The sequence below is a fragment of the Amycolatopsis sp. NPDC049252 genome (assembly GCF_043197175.1).
Lineage (GTDB): Bacteria > Actinomycetota > Actinomycetes > Mycobacteriales > Pseudonocardiaceae > Amycolatopsis.
Genome location: NZ_JBICSQ010000067.1, coordinates 1 through 15,332, shown reverse-complemented (window position 1 = coordinate 15,332; position 15,332 = coordinate 1). Strand labels below are relative to the sequence as shown.

Annotated in this window: 17 protein-coding genes and 1 pseudogene; 10 read left to right on the top strand and 8 right to left on the bottom strand. The window is 72.4% G+C overall.

Annotation, left to right across the window (positions count from 1 at the left end):
• Positions 1-80 precede the first annotated feature (80 nt).
• Positions 81-1,928, top strand: a complete 1,848-nt coding sequence (locus ACGFMK_RS38505; protein ID WP_392774062.1) for a glycoside hydrolase family 5 protein — start codon at positions 81-83, stop codon at positions 1,926-1,928.
• On the opposite strand, the gene ACGFMK_RS38500 is transcribed toward ACGFMK_RS38505, so the two are convergent.
• The 3 genes from ACGFMK_RS38500 to ACGFMK_RS38490 form a co-directional block, all read right to left on the bottom strand.
• A complete protein-coding gene (locus tag ACGFMK_RS38500) occupies positions 1,925-3,499 on the bottom strand; it encodes a succinic semialdehyde dehydrogenase (protein ID WP_392774024.1) in 1,575 nt (524 codons plus the stop codon). The genes ACGFMK_RS38505 and ACGFMK_RS38500 overlap by 4 nt on opposite strands.
• A 13-nt stretch (positions 3,500-3,512) precedes the next feature.
• The gene (locus ACGFMK_RS38495) at positions 3,513-5,141 is read right to left on the bottom strand and encodes a GMC family oxidoreductase (protein WP_392774022.1); all 1,629 of its coding nucleotides are present in this window, start codon (positions 5,139-5,141) and stop codon (positions 3,513-3,515) included.
• Positions 5,142-5,462: 321 nt separating this feature from the next.
• A complete protein-coding gene (locus ACGFMK_RS38490) occupies positions 5,463-6,026 on the bottom strand; it encodes a TetR/AcrR family transcriptional regulator (protein ID WP_392774021.1) in 564 nt (187 codons plus the stop codon).
• Positions 6,027-6,120: 94 nt separating this feature from the next.
• Here ACGFMK_RS38490 and ACGFMK_RS38485 point away from each other — a divergent pair, with 94 nt between their 5' ends.
• Positions 6,121-7,671 (top strand): FAD-dependent oxidoreductase, encoded by a 1,551-nt coding sequence (locus ACGFMK_RS38485; RefSeq protein WP_392774019.1) that lies wholly within the window; start codon positions 6,121-6,123, stop codon positions 7,669-7,671.
• Positions 7,668-8,033 (top strand): putative quinol monooxygenase, encoded by a 366-nt coding sequence (locus tag ACGFMK_RS38480; protein ID WP_392774017.1) that lies wholly within the window; start codon positions 7,668-7,670, stop codon positions 8,031-8,033. The genes ACGFMK_RS38485 and ACGFMK_RS38480 overlap by 4 nt, the downstream gene beginning before the upstream one ends.
• Here the strand turns inward: ACGFMK_RS38480 and ACGFMK_RS38475 are convergent.
• Complete coding sequence (locus ACGFMK_RS38475; RefSeq protein WP_392774015.1) at positions 7,999-8,589, bottom strand: TetR/AcrR family transcriptional regulator; 591 nt, start codon at positions 8,587-8,589, stop codon at positions 7,999-8,001. The two genes, ACGFMK_RS38480 and ACGFMK_RS38475, sit on opposite strands and share 35 nt — an antisense overlap.
• A gap of 112 nt (positions 8,590-8,701) precedes the next feature.
• Here ACGFMK_RS38475 and ACGFMK_RS38470 point away from each other — a divergent pair, with 112 nt between their 5' ends.
• Positions 8,702-9,493, top strand: a complete 792-nt coding sequence (locus ACGFMK_RS38470) for a class I SAM-dependent methyltransferase (RefSeq protein ID WP_392774060.1) — start codon at positions 8,702-8,704, stop codon at positions 9,491-9,493.
• A gap of 28 nt (positions 9,494-9,521) precedes the next feature.
• Here the strand turns inward: ACGFMK_RS38470 and ACGFMK_RS38465 are convergent, their stop codons facing one another.
• Both ACGFMK_RS38465 and ACGFMK_RS38460 read right to left on the bottom strand, forming a co-directional pair.
• Positions 9,522-10,259, bottom strand: a complete 738-nt coding sequence (locus ACGFMK_RS38465) for an ABC transporter permease (RefSeq protein ID WP_392774013.1) — start codon at positions 10,257-10,259, stop codon at positions 9,522-9,524.
• Positions 10,252-11,076, bottom strand: coding sequence for an ABC transporter ATP-binding protein (locus ACGFMK_RS38460; protein WP_392774011.1), 825 nt, complete (start codon positions 11,074-11,076; stop codon positions 10,252-10,254). Before ACGFMK_RS38460 ends, ACGFMK_RS38465 begins: the two co-directional genes overlap by 8 nt.
• Before the next feature lie 63 nt (positions 11,077-11,139).
• Here ACGFMK_RS38460 and ACGFMK_RS38455 point away from each other — a divergent pair, with 63 nt between their 5' ends.
• Positions 11,140-11,763: a TetR/AcrR family transcriptional regulator gene (locus ACGFMK_RS38455; RefSeq protein WP_392774058.1), complete on the top strand. Its 624-nt coding sequence runs from the start codon at positions 11,140-11,142 to the stop codon at positions 11,761-11,763.
• Here the strand turns inward: ACGFMK_RS38455 and ACGFMK_RS38450 are convergent.
• Positions 11,760-12,446 (bottom strand): haloacid dehalogenase type II, encoded by a 687-nt coding sequence (locus ACGFMK_RS38450; protein ID WP_392774009.1) that lies wholly within the window; start codon positions 12,444-12,446, stop codon positions 11,760-11,762. The two genes, ACGFMK_RS38455 and ACGFMK_RS38450, sit on opposite strands and share 4 nt — an antisense overlap.
• 68 nt (positions 12,447-12,514) lie before the next feature.
• Here ACGFMK_RS38450 and ACGFMK_RS38445 point away from each other — a divergent pair, with 68 nt between their 5' ends.
• The 3 genes and pseudogenes from ACGFMK_RS38445 to ACGFMK_RS38435 form a co-directional block, all read left to right on the top strand.
• Positions 12,515-12,907, top strand: a complete 393-nt coding sequence (locus ACGFMK_RS38445) for a nuclear transport factor 2 family protein (protein WP_392774008.1) — start codon at positions 12,515-12,517, stop codon at positions 12,905-12,907.
• Positions 12,908-12,943: 36 nt separating this feature from the next.
• A complete protein-coding gene (locus tag ACGFMK_RS38440) occupies positions 12,944-13,507 on the top strand; it encodes a PadR family transcriptional regulator (protein ID WP_392774006.1) in 564 nt (187 codons plus the stop codon).
• Positions 13,504-13,878: pseudogene (locus ACGFMK_RS38435) on the top strand (TetR/AcrR family transcriptional regulator); the annotation flags it as partial. The gene ACGFMK_RS38440 and the pseudogene ACGFMK_RS38435, both read left to right, overlap by 4 nt.
• Before the next feature lie 59 nt (positions 13,879-13,937).
• Here the strand turns inward: ACGFMK_RS38435 and ACGFMK_RS38430 are convergent.
• A complete protein-coding gene (locus ACGFMK_RS38430; RefSeq protein ID WP_392774004.1) occupies positions 13,938-14,507 on the bottom strand; it encodes a helix-turn-helix domain-containing protein in 570 nt (189 codons plus the stop codon).
• Between the two features lie 67 nt (positions 14,508-14,574).
• Between ACGFMK_RS38430 and ACGFMK_RS38425 the strand changes: the two genes are divergently transcribed.
• On the top strand, positions 14,575-15,153 hold the full coding sequence (locus ACGFMK_RS38425; RefSeq protein WP_392774002.1) for a class I SAM-dependent methyltransferase: 579 nt from the start codon (positions 14,575-14,577) through the stop codon (positions 15,151-15,153).
• On the top strand, positions 15,150-15,332 hold a 183-nt coding region (locus ACGFMK_RS38420), incomplete at its 3' end, for a DUF664 domain-containing protein (protein WP_392774000.1). The genes ACGFMK_RS38425 and ACGFMK_RS38420, both read left to right, overlap by 4 nt.

The following is a 15,332-nucleotide window of genomic DNA, read 5'->3' as shown; positions in this document are numbered from 1 at the left end:
TGCCCGGGAGTGCGCCTTCTGTACCCGCCTGACCGTATACAGCGGTTCGGATCGCCGGTTAGCCTCCGCGCGTGAGGATCATGGGTGCGCTGCTCACCGTGCTGCTGACCGCCGGTCTCGTCGTCCCGGTTTCGCTGCTGGCGCCGGATCCGGCCCGGGCGGACCCGGCGCCGTGGGCCGGTCCGCTCAGCACCCGCGGGCGCTACATCGTCGACGCGGCCGGCAACCGCTTCAAGCTGAAGGCCGCGAACTGGCACGGCGCGAGCGGCACGTGGACCGGATCGGGTGATATCACCGATCCGGCGAACCACCACGCGGGTGAGATCGCCTACCAGACCCCGCTGGGACTGGACCGCGCGTCGATCGACACCGTCATCGACGGGCTGGCGCAGCTGGGCCTGAACAGCGTCCGGTTGCAGTTCTCGAACGCGATGATCCACGATTCCACGCCGGTGCCGGATCTGCCGGCCAACCCGGATCTGCACGGGATGACACCGCTGCAGGTCTACGACCGGGTCGTCGAGCGGCTGACCGCGCGCGGGTTCGCCGTGATCCTCAACAACCACACCACGACGTCGCGCTGGTGCTGCGGCCTCGACGGCAACGAGCGCTGGAACACCGCGCAGACCGAGCAGCAGTGGCAGGACGACTGGCTCTTCATGGCCCGCCGGTACGCCGCGAACAAGCGGGTCGTCGGCGCCGACCTGTACAACGAGGTCCGCCGGAACACCTTCGACGACCCGAACTGGGGCTGGGGCAACGACAAGGACTGGCAGCGGGCAAGCCAGCAGGTGGCCGACCGCATCCTGACCGAGGCGAACCGGGACCTGCTGATCATCGTCGAGGGCATCAACTGGACCGGCCTGCCGATCGACGGCTTCGCGCACGGCCGGCCCACGCTGGAGCCCGCCCGCACGCTGTCGCACACGCTCGTGGACTCGGGGAAGCTGGTCTACGCCGCGCACTTCTACGGCTACACCGGCCCGAACCACTCCGGCGCGACCGGCGTCGGCGAGACCCACGACCCGCGTTACCGCGACCTCTCGCCGCAGGACCTGCGCGACACCCTGTACCGGCAGGCGTTCTTCGTCGAGCAGGACACCGGCAAGCACTACACCGCGCCGCTGTGGATCAGCGAGTTCGGTGAGGGCCGCACCACGACCGACCCGGCGTCCCGCGCGTGGTTCGAGAACTTCGTGAACTACCTCGCCGAGACCGACACCGACTTCGCCTACTGGCCCGCGGTCGGCTTCCAGACCAACGGTGTGGGTGACGGCTGGTCCCTGCTGGCGTACGACAGCGCGGGCCGCCGCATCGACGTCCTCGACGGCACGGACTGGCGCGGTCCCGCGTGGCAGCGGCTGATGGCCGCGCCGTCCCGGACCGGGCCGATCCCGGCGGCCGAGCACTGGTCGATGCTCAACCTCGACTACGGCGACTTCCAGGAGTCCCGCGCGGTCCGCGCGCAGCCGGACTGGGACCCGGGCGCGCGCAAGGGCGCCTGTCCCGACGGCCAGCGCCTCACCGGGCTCGCGCACACCGGCGGCCGCGGCCTGTGCACCGGCACGCTCCCGGCTCCCGCCGGGTACACCGTGGTCCGCGACGAGTCCTATGTGGACACGGACTGGGCGTCGGGGTACACGAAGGCGCAGTGCCCACCCGATTCCGCCGTGGTCGGCTACAGCGTGCGCGGCGCCGCGGTGTCCGCCGTGCTGTGCGGCAAGTCCGCGACCCCGCTCGGCCGCACCGGCCGCACGGTCTGGTTCGACCGGGGTGACAACCGGCCGTCCGGCGACCTCGGTGGTGACTTCGCGTCGGGCAACTACAAGGGCCAGTGCGCGCCGGGCGAGTACGTCGCCGGTGTCGCCTACACCGGCCGCATCGGCTCCAGCCGGACCCCGGACGCGCTGCTCTGCCGCCTGGCCTAGCGGATGCGGAACTTCCGCATCATCTTGAGCCCGGAAAGCATGCCCTCGACGTACTTTTCGTAGCTCTGGCCGGGCCGCGGGCCCATGACCTGCTTCTTGAGCAGGGCCATGTTCTGCACGTCGGTGTACTTGAGCAGCCCCTGGTCACCGTGGCGGGCGCCGACCCCGGAGCTCTTGACCCCGCCCGAGGGCGTGCCCTTCGCCGCGTACGCGGTCGCGAGGATGTCGTTGATGTTGACGTTGCCGGATTCGAGGCGGGCGGCCACGGCGCGCGCGGCGTCGAGATCGCGGCCCCAGACCGAGGCGTTGAGGCCGTAGTCGGTGTCGTTGGCCAGCGCCACCGCCTCGTCGACGGTGCCGTACTTGTGCAGCGCGACAACGGGTCCGAAGGTTTCGGTGACGCCGCAGAGCATGTCCTTCGTGACGCCTTCGAGGATCGTCGGCTCGAAGAACGCCGGGCCGAGGTCGGGTCGCGGCTTGCCGCCGCAGAGCACGGTGGCGCCTTTCGCGACGGCGTCGTCGACGTGGGCCTTCACGCGGTGCATGTGGTCGACGGAGACGAGCGAACCCATGTCGGGGCCGAAGTCGTAGGCGGCGCGGACGTCGAGGGCCGTCGCTTTGGCCACGAACGCCTTGGCGAACTCGTCGTAGCGGGACTCGGGCAGGTAGATCCGCTCGATGTGCATGCAGATCTGGCCGGTGTTGCCGAACGCGCCGAAGACCGCGCCCTGCGCGGCTTCCGCGAGGTCGGCGTCCTCGAGCACGATCATCGGGTTCTTGCCGCCGAGTTCGAGGCAGCAGCCGATGAGGTTGCGGCCGGCCCGTTCGCCGATCACCCGGCCGGTGGCCGTGGAGCCGGTGAACATCACGTAGTCGGCGTGGTCGATGAGCGTGGGGCCGACGTCCGGGCCCTCACCGCACACCACCTGGAACAGACCCTTCGGCAGCCCTGCCTCCTCCAGCAGCTCGATGCCGTAGAGCGGCGAGAGCGCCGTCTTGTTGTCGGGCTTCAGCACGACCGCGTTGCCGGCCATCAGCGCCGGGATCGCGTCGGAGATGCCGGTGGCGAACGGGAAGTTCCACGGCGCGATGATGCCGACGACGCCCTTGGGCTGCCGGATCTCGGTCGAGGTCGTCAGCAGCGGCACCGGCCCGCCGCGCCGGGTGGGCGCCAGCAGCTTCGCGGCCCGCCGCAGGTAGTGGCTCATCACCATCGCCGGGTCGCAGGTCTCCTCGATGGCCATCCGCCGGTTCTTGCCGCTCTCGGCCTGGATGAGGTCGGCGACGGACCGCGCGCGGTCGACGAAGAGCGTGTGCGCGCGCTTGAACACGGCCAGCCGCTGCTTGAGCGGGGTGGCGGCCCACTGCCGCTGCGCCTCGCGGGCGACGGCGAACGCCTGCTCGATGTCGGCCGGCGTGGACTGCGGCAGCTCGGCGAGGGTGTCTCCGGTGTAGACCTCGGTGAGCTTCCAGGTCGCGCCGGACGAGCCCGGCACCCGGGCGACGAGCCGCCGCAGGAACGCGTCGGTGACCGACGCCGGGCGGGTGAGCTCGAGCGGGGTGAGGGTCATGGTCCGCTCCCGGTCAGTGGCCTGAAAGGACGAGTCGCGCGCCCATCTCGCCGATCATGATGGCGGGCGCGTTGGTGTTGCCGCCGGTGATCGACGGCATGATCGAGGCGTCGCAGACCCGCAGGCCGTCGACGCCGCGGACCTTGAGGTCGGGGCGCACGACCGCGAGCTCGTCGACGCCCATCCGGCAGGTGCCGACCCCGTGGTAGACCGACGTCGCGCGGTTGAGGATCGCGTCGCGCAGCGCCTGGCCCTTCAGGTCCTTGCCCGGGTGGATCTCCTCCTTGACCGCGCCGTTGAACGCGCCCGAGGCGAAGATCTCGCGGGCCATCTCCGAACCCTCGCCGAGCACCTCGAGGTCGGCAGGGTCGGCCAGGTACTGGAAGTCGATGAGCGGAGCGGCCTTCGGGTCCCCCGAGGCGAGCCGCAGCGTGCCGCGGCTCTTCGGGTAGATCAACGTCGTGAGCACGGTGAGCGCGGTGCGCGTGTCGACGTCGTGCCGGATCGGCGCGTCCTGGTTGGGCGAGACGTACGCCCACGGCAGGAGGTGCAGCTGGAGGTCGGGGATCTTGCCGGCCTGGGACGTCTTGAGGAACGCGACCGCCTCGAAGACCGAGTTCGCCAGGAAGGTGGTGCCGGGCCGGAGCAGCTCCTTGACGAGCCCGCGCGCGAAGTACGACGGCCGGCCGGTGTTCTTGCTTGACGTCACGTGGAAGGTCAGCGCGTGGAACATGTGGTCGTGCAGGTTGTCGCCGACCGGCAGGTCCGCGACCACGTCGATGCCGTGCTCCCGCAGGTGCTCGGCGTGGCCCACCCCGGAGAGCATGAGCAGCTGCGCGGACCCGACGAACCCGGCGGAGAGGATGACCTCCTTGCCGGCGCGGACGGTGCGCTGCGTGCCGTCGGCGTCGACGACCTCGACGCCGGCCGCGCGGCCGTTCTCGATGACGACCTTCTTGGCCAGAACCCCGGTCTGCAGCTGGAGCGTCGGGGGCGCGAGGTGGTGGAGGTAGCCGCGCGAGGCGCTGTAGCGGAGGCCGTCGGCGGCGTTCTGCTGCATCCGGCTGACCCCCTCCTGCGACTCGGCGTTGTAGTCGTCGAGGATCTTGCAGCCGATGGTGTCGGCGGTGGCCTGGAGGAACTGCAGGGCGCCTTCCTGCGGGATCTTGTTGCGGGTGACCCGGATCGGCCCGCCCGCGCCCCGGAACGCGTTCTCGCCGTCCTCGAAGTCCTCCATCCGCTTGTACGCGGCGTTCACGCTGTCGGCGTCCCAGCCGGTGTTGCCCTCGGCGGCCCAGGAGTCGAAGTTGGCGCGGTTGCCGCGGACGTAGACCATGCCGTTGATCGAGCTGGAGCCGCCGACGACCTTGCCGCGCGGCACCGGCATCCGGCGATCGAGAACGTGTTTCTGCGGCACCGAGTACAGGCCCCAGTCGAACGGTTTCTTGAGCTGGGGCACCGCGTGCATGGGCCCGACGAGCCCCGGCTTCTTGATCATGAGCTTCTCGTCGGTCTTGCCCGCTTCGAGCACGATCACGCTGGCGCCCGATTCCGCCAGCCGGCCCGCGATCGCGGCCCCCGAACTGCCCGACCCGACGACCACGTAGTCGGCTTCGTCGCCGCGCGGCGCTCTGTTCGCCATGTCCGCTCCTCGGTCCGGCCCGCCACCCAGAAACTGTAACCTGTTCTAGTTCTCGGGCAACCGTATAGCGTTCCCTCCCCGACCGCAACGACCTCGCCCACTTCAGCGGGCAGCCGCTCGCACGAGGCCGCACACGGTCCCGGGCGCCGCCGATCGGCGCGAGCGGCGTGAACGACTCCCCTGACCCCCGGCAAGCCGGGCCGACACCCCGGCACGCCAGCGGAACCGGCCAACACGCCTCCCAGCGCGGCAGGATGCCGCGGCCGCGGCGTGTCGGCCGTTGCGGACGGCGTGTCGGCCGTTGCGTGGAACCCGGGCCGGTCAGCCGGGAGCCGGGCCGGTGAGGACCTCGCGGATCACCGGCGCCGCCCAGCCGGCGAGCCGTTCGGGTGACATCGAGGCGATGCCCGGCGTCGCCAGCACGTAGCGCGTCGTGGCGAGACCCAGGAGGAACGAGCCCAGCAGGGCCGCGCGCTCGTGCGCGTGGTCCGGGGTGGCCTTGGCGAACGCCGGCGCGACCTGGGCGGCGAACAGCTCGCGCAGCTTGTCCGCGGCCTCGGGACTCGTCATGGCCACGCGCAGCAGCGCGAGGAACGTGCTGTCGTGGTCCCAGACCGCCAGGAACCGCGGCAGGATCTCGGCGCCGAGGTCCTCCGGCGCGACGCCGTCGAGGTCGGGCAGGTCCAGCGAGAAGTCGGCGGCGGCGGTGAACAGGCCCTGCTTGCTGCCGAAGTAGCGGATCACCATGGCCGGGTCGACGCCGACGTCCGCCGCGACCGTGCGCAGCGTGGTGCGCTCGTACCCGTCCGCCGCGAACCGGTCCCGCGCCGCGGACAGGATCCCGGCCCGCGTGGCGTCGGCGTTGCGGCTTCGTCCTGGTGCCATGACCCGAGCATAAGTCACCCGCCGTTGACTTGTCTGCCCGGACGGTCTTACCCTCGATAAGTCAACGCTCGGTGACTTGAGGAGAGGGATCACCATGGACCAGGAACGTCCCGTGCTCGTCGTCGGCGCCGGCCCGACCGGGCTGACGGCGGCGATGGAACTCGCGCGCCTCGGCGTGCGCGTCCGGATCGTCGACCAGGCACCGGCGCCGTCGACGACCTCGAAGGCGCTGGCCATCCAGGCGCGGACCCTCGAACTGCTGCGCCCTCGCGGCGTCGGCGACGAGATGCTCCGCCGGGGGCAGCGCGCGTCGGGCACCGCGATCTACGGGCGCGGCCGGAAGCTGGCCACCGTCGAGCTGGACCGCGTCCCCGGCCGGTTCAACCACATCCTGCTGCTCCCCCAGTCCGAGACCGAAGAACTGCTGGCGCGGCAGGTCCAGGCGTACGGCGTGGACGTCGAACGCGGCGTCGAGCTGCTCTCCTTCGACCACGACGCCCACGGCGTCCGCGCGGTGCTGAAGGACCGCGACGGCGGCCACGAGACGGTGCACGCCGCGTACCTGATCGGCGCCGACGGCGCGCACAGCGGCGTCCGGCACGGCCTCGGCCTGCCGTTCAAGGGTCGCGCGCTGGCGCAGCGGTACCTGCTGGCCGACCTGCACATCGACGGCGACGTCCCGGCGGACGAGCTCTCGATCTTCCTCGCCCGCGACGGGTTCGTGGCCGTCTTCCCGATGGCCGGGGGCCGGTTCCGGTTCATCGCCACCGATCCCGGTCCCGGCGCCGACGACGACGTCCCGGACCTGGCCGCGCTGCAGGACATCTGGGACCACGTCACTCCCCTGCCCGCGCGCCTGCGCGACCCGCTTTGGCGGTCCCGGTTCCGGATCAACAGCCGGCACGTCCCGGCGCTGCGGGCGGGCCGGGTGTTCCTCGGCGGCGACGCCGCGCACGTCCACAGCCCCGCGGGCGGGCAGGGGATGAACACCGGCATCCAGGACATGATCAACCTGGCGTGGAAGCTCGCCATGGTGCAGCGGGGCCTGGCCACGCCGGCGCTGCTCGACACCTACCAGGCCGACCGGGTCCCGGTGATCACCAAGCTGGTTCGCGCGACCGAGACCGCCACGAAGGTGTGGAACTCCACCAACCCCGTGGTGCACCGGCTGGTCACGACGATGGCCCCGCTCGCACTCGGCCGGGATTTCGTGCAGGACAAGGCGACCGCCGTCCTCGGGGAGACCACGGCGAACTACCGCAAGAGCCCGATCGCCGCCCGGGCCGGACGGCTGGGCACGCTGCGCGCCGGCGACCGGGTGCCGGATGTCGACGTCGTCATCGACGGCGAAACCCGGCGGCTCCACGACCTGCTCGACCTGACCAAGCTGACCGTGCTCAGCACCCGGTCGGGCGTCGACGTTCTCCTTCCCTGGCACCGGGTTTTCACCCGGCACCACGGCCGGATCGCCACGGCGCAACCCGGGCTGCTCGGCGGTGACACGCGGATCGCGGCGGACCTCGCCGCGAAGCCCGGCGTCCTGGTGATCCGGCCGGACGGTTACCTCGCCGCCGCCGGTACCGATCCGGCGTCCCTCGTTTCCTGGTTCGGCCAGTGGTTCCCGGTGAACGGAGAAGGCCGATGACCGTGCTGCCCGAGCCGGACGCCGACGAGACCGGCCCCTACACCCACCTCGGCTTCGCCACCGCCAAACCGGGGTGCGCGGACCAGGTCGAAGCGCTGATCCTCGCACTGGTCGAGCCCCTGCGCGCGGAGGAGGGCGCGCTCGAATTCCACGTCCACCGGGACCGGGCCGACCAGGACACCTTCGTGATCTACGAGATGTTCCGGTCGAAGGCCGACCTGGAGAAGCACCTCACGCAGCCGCACACCCAGCAGTTCGTCGGGGCGATCCGGCCGTACGTCACCGGCCCGCTGCGGCAGCAGTTCCTCCGGATGTCCAGTCCGCTGCCTACAGCAGGCGCCGCTGGACGACGTCGGCGATGACCGTGGCCACCAGCCGGTCGACCTCCTCGGCGGGCGGCGGGCCGCCACGCCGGCCCGCGAACAGCAGGTGCCCGGCCCCGATCAGCGAAAGGGCGACGTTGTCGACGTCGGCGTCGGCGGCGATCCGGCCGAGCGCGCGTTCCTCCGCGAGGTAGGCGGCGAACATCTCCCGGGCCTCGGCGAGCACCGGCACGCCGTGGCCCCGCAGCCGGGCGCGGACCTCGTCGCGGAAGAAGACCAGGCTGACCATCGCCAGCGCGGTCGGGTCGAGCACGTCGGTCAAAGCGGCGGCGAGGTTGCCCTGGACCGAGCCCGTCCCGGCCGCGGCGCGCAGCGTGGCGGCCAGGTCGCCGACCCGAGTGATGCGTTCCCGCACCAGTTCGGCGAGGAACTCGTCGAAGTCGGCGAAGTGCCGGTGCAGCACGCCTTTCGCGCAGTCGGCCTCGGTGGTGACCGAACGGCTGGTCAGCGCGCTCGGCCCGTCCCGGAGCAGGACGCGCTCGGCGGCCTCGAACAGCTGCCGCCGCGCGTCGCGGATGTGCACCCCGGTCGGCACGCGGCTTTCCTCCTTGCCCGTGTGGGCGCTTGCCCACTATGGTGGGCGCATGCCCACTTCCTCGTCGGAACAGCACCATTCTGCCGGAACCGCGCCGCATCAGGCCCGGCGGATCGCGGAGTCGTTCGGGGTCGATCCCGAACGCTACGACCGCGCCCGGCCGCCGTACCCCGCCGCGCTGGTGGAGCGGATCCTCGCCGCGAGCCCCGGCCGCGACCTGCTGGACGTCGGCTGCGGCACCGGCATCGAGGCGCGGCAGTTCCAGGCGGCGGGCTGCCACGTGCTCGGCGTCGACCCCGACGCGCGGATGGCCGGCTTCGCCCGCGAGAGCGGCGTCGACGTCGAGGTCTCGACCTTCGAAGAGTGGGACCCGGCCGGCCGGACGTTCGACGCGGTCGTCGCCGGCCAGGCGTGGCACTGGGTCGACCCCGTGCGCGGCCCCGCGAAGGCCGCGGAAGTCCTGCGGCCGGGCGGCCTCCTGGCGGTGTTCGGGCACGTCTACGCCATGCCACCCGGCGTCGCGGAGGCGTACGCGGCGGCCTTCCGGCGGGTGGCGCCCGATTCGCCGATGAGCGTGCCGACCGCGGACCGGACGGCGCTGGACATCTACCGGACGATGTTCGCCGCGGCCGCCGACGGGATGCGCCAGACGGACGGGCTCGGCGAGCCGGAACAGTGGCGGTTCGACTGGGAGCACACGTACACCCGCGACGCCTGGCTCGACCTGCTGCCCACCACCGGCGGCCTCACCCGGCTCCCCACGGACAAGCTGGCGGAGCTGCTGGCCGACGTCGGCGCGGCCATCGACCGGATCGGCGGCGAGTTCACCTTGCAGTACACGACCTTGGCGGCCGTCGCCGCGCGCAGTGGTCGTGAGTGTTTAGAAGGGTTAGAACCCTCCTAAACACTCACGACAAGCCGCGGCAGACCACTCACCCGCGCAGCCGGCTCAGGCCGCGGTCCAGCCGCACCACGGCGACGATCCCCGCCACCACGGCGAGCGCGCCGAGGACCGCGGCCCCGCGGAAGACGTCGCCGGACTGGCCTTCGACGGCGCCGCGCAGCATCGTCATCGCCCAGTAGCCGGGCGAAACCGGGGCGATCGCGTGCGCCCAGGCCGGCAGCATTTCGGCGGGGATCAGCGCGCCGCCGAGCGAGGAAACCACCAGCGAGCCGACGTCGCAGACCGCCGACAGCTCGCCGTGACTGCGCACGAGCGTCGACACCGCGGTGCCGACGGCCAGCAGCGTCAGGCTCCAGACGAGCACCGCGAACCCGAGCAGCACCGGGGACACCGGCGCGGGCATGCCCACGACGTAGTGGCCGAACACCAGCAGCACGGCCTGCTGCAGCACCAGCACGGCGAACACCGGGACCGCCTTGCCCGCCAGCAGATCCCCGGCCGTCGCCGGGGTGGCGCGCAGCCGGTCCCACGTGTTCCAGGTCCGCTCCGACAGCATCGACGTGCCCACAATGGACAGTGCGAGCACGGTGAACATCACGAGCAGGCCGAGCACGGCCTGGGTCGGACCGTCGGCGACCGACGCGGCGAACAGCGGCTTGAACACCAGCATCAGCACCATCGGCATCACCGCGTAGCTGATCAGGTGGCCGGGATCGCGCAGCCGCAGCACCGCGTTGTGGCGCACCAGCACCGAAAACCTACTCATGCGCCACCGCCCGGTAGAGGTCGTCCAGGGTCGGCCGGCGCAGCTCGACGTCGCGGACGTGCGCGGACGTCGTCGCCAGCACGCCCGCCAGCTCCGCCCCGGGATCGGCGGCGGGGACCCGGATCTCGCCGTCGTCGGTGCTGAGCAGGATCTCGCCGGGCAGGCCGCCGAGCAGGTCCGCCGCCGTGCCGCGGGCGATCACCCGGCCGCCCTTCGCGACGGCGAGGGTCGCGCCCAGCTCGGCGAGCTCGGGCAGGTAGTGGGTGGTGTAGACGACCGCCGCGCCGTCGCCGGCCGCGGCCCGCACGGCGGCGAGCAGCGCCGCGCGGGTCTGCGGGTCGACGCCCGCGGTGGGCTCGTCGAGCAGCAGCAGGCGCGGCCGGTGCAGCATCGCCGTCGCGGCCTGCGTCCGCCGTTGCTGGCCGCCGGACAGCACGCCGACGCGCCGGTGGAGGAACGCCGTCAGCAGCAACGCCTCGGCGATCCGGTCGATCGCTTCGGTCAGCGCGCGGCGGCGCAGTCCGGCCAGGCCGCCGAACAGCCGGAGCGTCTCGGCGACGGTGACGCTCGGGTACAGCGCCGGTTCCTGCGGCGCGAAGCCGAGCAGGGCGCGGGCCGCCTTCGGGGTGCGCCCGGCGATCCGCACCTCGCCGGCGTCCGGCGCGGCGAGGCCGGCCACCAGCCGGGCGAACGTCGACTTGCCGGCGCCGTTGTGGCCGACCAGGCCGACCACCTCGCCGGGTTCGGCGCGCAGCGTGAACCCCGACAGCGCGCGGGTCTCGCCGTAGCGCTTCACCAGATCGGTCGCTTCCAGCATCCCCAGCCTCCAGTCTACGGTGTAGACCGTGAATCTACACCGTAGACTGCCCCGGTGCGCAAGATGAAAACCGCCCGGCGAGACGAGATCGTGGACGCGGCGATGGCCCTGGCCCGGGAGAAGGGGCTCGACGCGGTGTCCATGCGCGCGCTCGCCGCCCGGCTCGACCTCACGCCGATGGCGCTCTACGGGTACTTCCGCGGCAAGGACGACCTGCTCGACGCCATCGTCGGCCGCCTGCTCGGTCTCCTCCCGGACCCCGATCCGGCCGCGCCCCCGCTCGAACGGCTCGGGGTGCTCGCCGGCGGCGTGCGGGTCCTCGCCAAGGAACACCCCGCGGTGGTGACGCTGCTGTTCACCCGGCCGTCCGTCACCGAGGACGCCGTCGTCGCCGTCGACCGGATCTACCAGGCCCTGCTGGACGCGGGCGTTCCCGACGCCCAGGTCGCCCGCCTCGAGCGGCTGCTGTCCACCTTCGTGCTGGGGTTCGTCATCTCCGAGACCCAGGGCCGGTTCTCCGACGGCAACCGGGACATGCGCTCACGCCGCGCGCTGCTCGGGCCGGACGAGCTCCCCGCCCACCACCGCCTCGGCCCGCTGCTCGACCCCCAGGTCGACTGGGACGCCGAGTTCGACGCCGACCTCGCCGACCTCGTCTCGGTGATCGAACGGGTGGCCCGGACCTAGCCGTCGGCAAGCCGACTCGGCACGCCCAGCTGGTCGGCCAGGTCGTCAAGCCCTTCGGCGTACAGGTCGAACCCGTCCGAGGGCAGCGGCGGGTCCCCCACCGGCCGGGCGACGTAGGCGGTGCGCAGGCCGACGTCTCGCGCGCCGCGGAGGTCCCACGCGTGGGCCGCGACCATCAGCAGCCGCTCCGGCGGCCCGCCGGACGCGGCGACCGCGAGGCCGTACACCGACGGGTCCGGTTTGTAGGCCTGCGCGTCCGCCGCGGAAAGCGCCTGGTGCCAGCGCAATCCGGCGTGGGCGTTGAGCCGCAGCAACCCGGTCCGGCTCGCGTTGGAGAGGCCGATCAGCGGGAACCGTCCGGCGAGCCGGGCCAGCCCGGCGACGGTGTCCGGCCACGCGGGCGGACGGCGGGCCGCCGCCACGAGCGCGGCGGCGTCGCCGGTTCCGGCGGCGTCGGCGACGAGCTGAGCGGCTTCGCGGTCGAGAACCTCGCTGTCGGCGTAGGGCCGGTCGCCGTCGGCGATGCGGCGTTGCTCCTGCTCGACGTGGTCCAGCCAGCGCCGGACCAGGTCGTCGGCGAGCGACGGGGCGAGGTCACCGACGGCGGCCCGGATTCCGGCGGGTTCGTCGACGAGGGTGCCGAGCACGTCGAACACCAGGGCGTCGATCTCGAAGGCGGGCATCGTCCCACCCTAGCGAGGTCGTCCGGTACGCTTTGAATACTCAACTAGTTGACTATGCAAGGTGGGCCATGACCAGCTTCCGGAAAGCCGTCGAGGCGCGGGACCCCGAGGCCATGGCGGCCGCGCTGGCGGAGAACGTGGTGTTCCGGAGCCCGGTGGCGTTCCGGCCCTACCCCGGCAAGGCGATCACGTCCGCGATCCTGCGCGGGGTGCTGCGGGTCTTCGAGGACTTCCGGTACGTGCGGGAGCTCGCCGGCGGTGACGGGCGGGACCACGCGCTCGTCTTCGAGGCGCGGATCGGCGACACCCGCGTCGAGGGCTGCGACTTCCTGCACCTGGACGACAACGGCCTGATCGACGAGTTCACGGTGATGGTCCGCCCGCTGTCGGCCGCCCAGGCGCTGTCCGCCGCGATGGCCGCCCAGTTCGAGCGGATCCAGCGTGAGGCCATGGAGGCCTGAAGTACTCAACTCGTTGAGTAAAGAGAGGAACGAACGGTGGCGCTGCGCAACGCGCTGATGGCGGCGCTGCTCGAGGGTGAAGCGTCGGGTTACGACCTCGCGAAGGTGTTCGACGCGTCCGTCGCGAACTTCTGGATGGCCACCCCGCAGCAGCTCTACCGGGAGCTGGACCGGATGGCGGCCGACGGCCTGGTGCACGCCCGGCTCGTCCACCAGGAACGGCGCCCGGACAAGCGGCTCTTCTCACTCACCGAAGCCGGCCGCCAAGCGCTGCACGCGTTCACGGTCGAACCGCCCCGCCCGGGCACGATCCGCGACGAACTCCTCGTGCAGGTCCAGGCCGTGGACGCCGGTGACCAGGCCGCCGTCCGGACCGCGCTCGAGGAGCGGGCGACCGCCGCGGAGGCGAAGGTCGCCCGCTACGAGAAGCTCCGCGCGCGCCTGCTGGACGGCCGCTTCGAAGACGACTACCTGGCCGAAGCCGAGCGGGTCGGGCCGTACCTGACGCTGATGCGCGGCCTGTCGTTCGAGCGGGAGAACGTCCGCTGGTGCCGGCAGGCGTTGAAGGTCCTCGACCTCCGCGTGGCCACCCCGCGCTGAGGCGTCTTGCTCGCTGTACCTACTGGTATGCACAGTCCCGCCCCAAGGCCATCCAGCAGCGCGCGGGTGCCGGGCAGGGCAGCAGGTACCACCACTTCGCGGGGAAGCGGGCGCTGGCGCTGGCCGCCATCGAGCGCAGTGCCGACGAGCTGCTGGCCGCGGCCGACGCCCAGCTGAGCACCCCTGGCACCGCCCTCGAGCGGATCACCGCCTACCTGCGCCGCGAGCGCGAGGTGCTCAAGGGCTGCCCCATCGGCCGGCTCACCCATGACCCCGGCATCGTCGCCGACCCGCAGCTGCGCGCGCCCGTCGACGAGACGCTGACCCGGCTGCGAGCGCGGCTCACCGACGTCCTCGACGAAGGCCGGGCCGTGCGGTCAACGTTCACCCCGCGGTGGTCCATCCGTTGCGCTCGCTCTGGGAGAAATGACTACCGCCGGACGTGCGCCCGTTCGCCCTGCGGTCCGAAAAGGACCAAAGTCTCCACGGCTCGGCCGTCGGCCGGGCCGAGCCAGTGCGGCAACGCCGTGTCGAACTCGGCCGCTTCACCCGCGGGGAGGACCAGGTCGCGGTCGCCGATCAGCAGGCGCAGTCGTCCGGTGAGGACGTAGACCCATTCGTAGCCGCCGTGGGTCTGCGGGGTCGGCTCGGCCGGTTCGGCGCGGCCCGGGATGAGCATCTTGAACGCCTGCAGGCCACCGGCCCGGCGGGTGAGCGGCAGGAACGTCATGCCGTACCGGTGGATCGGCCGCAGGTGGATCCGCGGGTCGCCGGTGCGGGGCGCGCCGACGAGGTCGTCCAGCGGCACGTCGTAGGTGCGGCTCAACGGCAGGAGCAGCTCCAGCGTGGGACGACGCCCGCCGCTTTCCAGCCGTGACAACGTGCTCTCCGAGATCCTCGTCGTCGTCGCCAGTTCGGCGAGGGTGAATCCCCGCTGCTTGCGCAGGGCCCGCAGCCGGGGCCCGACCGCGTCCAGCACCTCGTCGTCGATGTCGGCCATGACCGCCATCTTGCCGGAATGGCAAGTTTTCGTGCTCCGCGTGGCCCGGCCGGGTCACGGTGAAGGCATGAACAACCGGTTCTGGGACGAGCACTACCGCAACCCGCCCGCCGAGCGGGTGAACCCGCTGCTGGCCGAGGTCGCCGGCCCGCTGCCCGCCGGCGCCGCGCTCGACCTGGGCTGCGGCACCGGCGGTGACGCGCTCTGGCTGGCCCGGCGGGGCTGGCAGGTCACCGCCGCCGACCTGGCCGCAACGGCGATCGAGTCGCTGCGCGAGAGGGCGCGTGGTCTGCCGGTCACACCCCTCCGGATCGACCTGGCCGAGGCGTTCCCGGACGGCACGTTCGACCTCGTTTCCGCGCAGTACCTGCACACGCCGTTCCCGTTGGCGCGCGAGCGGGTGCTGCGCCGGGCCGCGGACGCACTGCGGCCCGGCGGGCTCCTGCTGGTGGTCGACCACGGGTCGGTCGCCCCGTGGTCGTGGAACCGCGACGCGGATCTCCAGCGCCCCACCCTCGACCTCGACCCGGCACGGTTCTCGGTCGAGCGCGCCGACTCGCCCCAGCGCCGGGCGACCGGTCCCGGCGGCCGGACGGCGACGGTCACCGACCACGTGCTGCTCGTCCGGCGGGACCCGAACCGATGACCGCGCGACGCGACGCGAAACCGCCCGCCACCGGAGCCGCCGAGAAGGACGTGCTGACCGGCTTTCTGCGCTACCTCCGCGACGCCGTCACCACCAAGGCCGAGGGCGTGCCCGAACCACAGGCCCGCACACCCGGCGTCGCCTCGGGCACCAGCCTGCTCGGCCTGGTCAAGCACCTC